Source organism: Streptomyces sp. NPDC043176 (genome assembly GCF_056436715.1).
The window spans coordinates 1-3,584 of the sequence record NZ_JBWKCA010000057.1 but is presented as its reverse complement, the minus strand read 5'-3'; the positions used below and the strand labels follow the sequence as shown (position 1 = coordinate 3,584).

The 3,584-nt window shown below is 66.2% G+C and carries 2 protein-coding genes; both read right to left on the bottom strand.

Translation table 11 applies throughout. The features are described 5' to 3' along the window. Window positions 1-1,697 precede the first annotated feature (1,697 nt). The gene (locus tag AC067A_RS37335; RefSeq protein WP_479248139.1) at window positions 1,698-2,432 is read right to left on the bottom strand and encodes a helix-turn-helix domain-containing protein; all 735 of its coding nucleotides are present in this window, start codon (window positions 2,430-2,432) and stop codon (window positions 1,698-1,700) included. 10 nt (window positions 2,433-2,442) lie between these two features. Then, entirely contained in the window at window positions 2,443-2,796 is a 354-nt protein-coding gene (locus AC067A_RS37330) for a hypothetical protein (RefSeq protein WP_479248137.1), read from the bottom strand. Between the last annotated feature and the right edge of the window lie 788 nt (window positions 2,797-3,584).

Sequence of the window (3,584 nt, the reverse complement as noted above, 5' to 3'; positions counted from 1 at the left end):
GCGCGCGGTCTCCTGCGGAGACACGACGCGGAGTGACTGCGTCACTCCCAATGACGCTGCGCCGCTGCGCGGCGCTGAGCTGGCTGCCTGAGGGGCGGTCGCCTACGGTGACTGTGGGGTGGTGGGGTTGGGTTGAGGAGTGCTGGTGTGGGGTGGGGTTGTTTGTGGTGCGGCGCCCGCCTGCGGCGGGGTGTGGTGCTGGTAAATGGATGGTTTTGTTTGGTAGTTGATGGTGGGTCGGTGGTGGGGTGGGGCCCCTGCGGGGCCGGCGGGGGCGTGTTGGCTTCCTATTATGTTCGTGGAGCGGTCACGGTGTGCACCGGTGGGGTGGTGTTTTAGGGCTTGTGAGGGCGGTTCGATGAATGTCACTCTACGTAATGGGCAGAGGTTCATCGAAAACTAGTTATCTAGACCTCTAGTCTAGGTTGGTGCGGCGGATCCGATCACAGTTTCACGCCAGAACATGCGGAAACCGCAAGCCCTCCCCGCATCACCAACTGCCCGCACGCCAGCGCTCCATGACGGAAACGCAAAACACCGACAGACACCGCCTCCTGACGCCGCACCAACACCCCATACAGAAAACGCATAAGACGAACCACCACACACCCCTCCCCCGCACCCGACACCAGGGAACGACAGCCCCACCCACACACCACCACCAAGCCCGGCACAGCACGGAACCACGGTCGCTGCAGAACCGGAACTGTCCACCCTCCGGAAAGAACAGGGCGCAGCAGCAGGGACCCGTGCCGGCGGACGGGCACCGGGCGCGTCACACACCTCGCTGCCGGCTGTGTTGCCGGTCTGCCCTCCCCGTCAACGCAGCCGGCTCCCGTACAGGGGCCATGGTGGGTCCACCCTCACAGCTCTCAGCCCACGCATCTACCTGGGACAACAGCCTGAGAGGCTCGCAGGCCCCCGCTCACCCCACCCCGCACCCGCGGGCAATAGATCCCTCTGGCGATGGCCTCCACAGGCCCAGCAGGCCGTCAAAGGGCACCAGGCAACGGGGCGCAGCGCGCACCGACGGGACACACCCGCCGACCGGACAGCAGAGCACAGACGCTGCCCGGGGCGGAAGTCGACGGGAGCGAGAGCCCGCGGCTCTCGCTGTCGGCATGGGGCACGGCGGGCAGTCACCCCAGCACAGCGATTCTCAACCCAGGAGCCGCCCCCACGCGTATACGAATAACACATACCGCATACACAAACCATCCCGTATGCAGAAACCGCATCACCCACCCAGGACCGTGCAGGACCTCGGGCGACAGTACCGCGGGAAGAGAGCCCGACTGCTATCATCCAGCCGGCACCACAGCAGCCGACCCCGACCCGGCCTCACTGGCCAAAACATCCTGAACCGTCATACAGCCCAGCCCACCCACTGACACGGGGCGTCCCTCGCGCTGACCACACCCCGCCCAATCAAACGACCGAAGCGACCCAGACCCAGCAACCCCACACCACGACATCGGGCAGGCAACGGCCAGGGACACCATCCCACAGACACCGGGCACCGCCCCACGCACCGCTGACACCTCGAGCGTGGTGGGCCATCCCCGCGCAAGCGAGGAACAGACTCTGCGGTGCAGTCGGCTGACGGCGTCCGCTGGATCCCCGCGGTCGCGGGGAGCAGCCGGGACTGTTCGACGGCTGGCACCGCCTGCAGGGACCACCTCCGCGCGGGCGGCCCATCAAGCGGCCCTCTCGGCTCCCGCCCCCTTCAAGTACACAACGTTGCCGCTGGCGGAATTGTCGGAAGCGGCATGCGCTCTCGCAGCAGCGATCGTCTCAACAACAAACTGATGAGCCCTGGCCCATCGCACGCCGTGCTTGTGCGCACGGACTGTGGCCTGAAGCCAGGGCTCCAGTTCCACGAGTTCGAGTACGTAGCAGGCTCTCAGGAACGCCGCGGTCTGGTGGGGGTCGACGGGGAGGGTGTCGCCCGCGATGACGCGGCGGGCGGTGCTGGTAGGCAGTGACCATGAGCCGGCGATTCGTTGCATCTCCCCGGGTGTGGGGTAGCCAGCCCAGATGTGTTGCCGACGCAGGGCACGGCTGAGATCTGCCCGGGAGGAGATCAGGGAGGGGTCAGGTGCTTTGTGGACGTCGTACGGCGCGCGGGTTGCACGGCGTGCCCGGATCCACAGTTCCAGGCCTTGGTGGAGGCCGGTGGTGAGTCCGCCGCCGAATTCCTCATCCTTGGTGAGGGTCATCAGGATGAACTCCTCGACGGTTTCCCAGGAGGGGACCTTTTCACCTGACGCGGCGCGCTTGAGCGTCGCTGCGGACGGGGTTTCCTTGGTCTGCGGCAGCCGCGCCATCTGTTCGTAGGTGAGCCCGGCGGCGGCCTTGCGGCGGCGCAGGAAGTCCGCGAGCTTCGCGCGTGCCGGAACGGCGCGGTTGATCGGCTTCTCGGGACGGCCCATGGCGGTCACCTCAGTTGCCCGAGCTGAGGTAAGCGCGCACGAGGCGGCTGGCGCGACCGGCTCCTCGGGGCCTGCCGGCGACCACCACCGCAACGATCGTGGCCCCGATGCCGCCGGCTCCGCCGATGAGGAGCAGGACGTCCTGAACGATCATGCCGAGGCTGGCGAGGATCGCAGCCGTGACGATGCACGCGATGATCACGAGTGCATGTGGCATGGCGAATCGGCCAGGGCCCGCTGCGGAAGCGGTCCCGCCGACGTCGATCGTGGGTGCGTCTGTAGTGTTCGCCAGTACGGCGTCCGCGCCGGACGCCGTCGACTTGGTAGCCGCGGCGTTCACCGCGGCGGAGGGCTTTCCGCCCATGAGAGATCCCCTGACTACCGTCCGGCGACCGCAAGATCGCCGGACGGTGCTGATTCGGCTCCAACCGATGTCGTGGCTCTTCTGGGCGCTGTGCGGGAGTTGGCGCTCCCAGCGCACGGAGGAACCTGCTTGCTCACAGGATTCCAGCGTCTAGAGCACAAACGACAGTCCGTCAGAACGTTGGCTCAGCAGCGTTCCAATGCATTCTTGTCGACCTTCAAGTCGTACAAGGGCGGACGTGCGAGGCTCGTACGGCGCGGTATCCGCAGTGTTTCCGCAGGTCGGCGGGCTGCACGTGGCCCTAGCACGAACAGCTGATACTCCGGATCGGCGTCTCCGCCACGGCCTGCGCTTCGCCCGGTGTCAAAAAGTGCAGGTCAGGTGCCTGTAGGAGCCGTGGCAGAGCCCCATCAGCCCAGGTAGCGCAGCGTCTCCCACTCTCACCTGCTTCGCGGAATTACAACGCCGCTGACCTGCATTCGCTCAGTACTGGACCGCTTGAGCGTTAACGATCTTGAAGGGACTAGCCGATGCTCGTAACCACGACGCGCGATCGGCAACCTCAGGTCGCGGTCGCCCTGATTGCTCTGGCTCCAACCGGCACACAGGGAACCCGGCAGGCGTTGGCGCGCCTGCCTCGTGAAGCTGATGTCCTGCCCTGATGGCAGGACATCGGCTTCGCCTGCATGCGGGGCTAGGGCCTGTGTGATGTCGTGATCAGTTGCCGGGTTCTGTGCTCTTCGTGGGGTGGAACCCGGTAGGACTGTGGTCGTGACGCGTAGGCAACT

What these genes read in the sequence shown, in the direction of transcription:
- AC067A_RS37335 (WP_479248139.1), bottom strand. Translation starts at nt 2,432, where the DNA reads ATGGGCCGTCCCGAGAAGCCGATCAACCGCGCCGTTCCGGCACGCGCG.
- AC067A_RS37330 (WP_479248137.1), bottom strand. Translation starts at nt 2,796, where the DNA reads ATGGGCGGAAAGCCCTCCGCCGCGGTGAACGCCGCGGCTACCAAGTCG.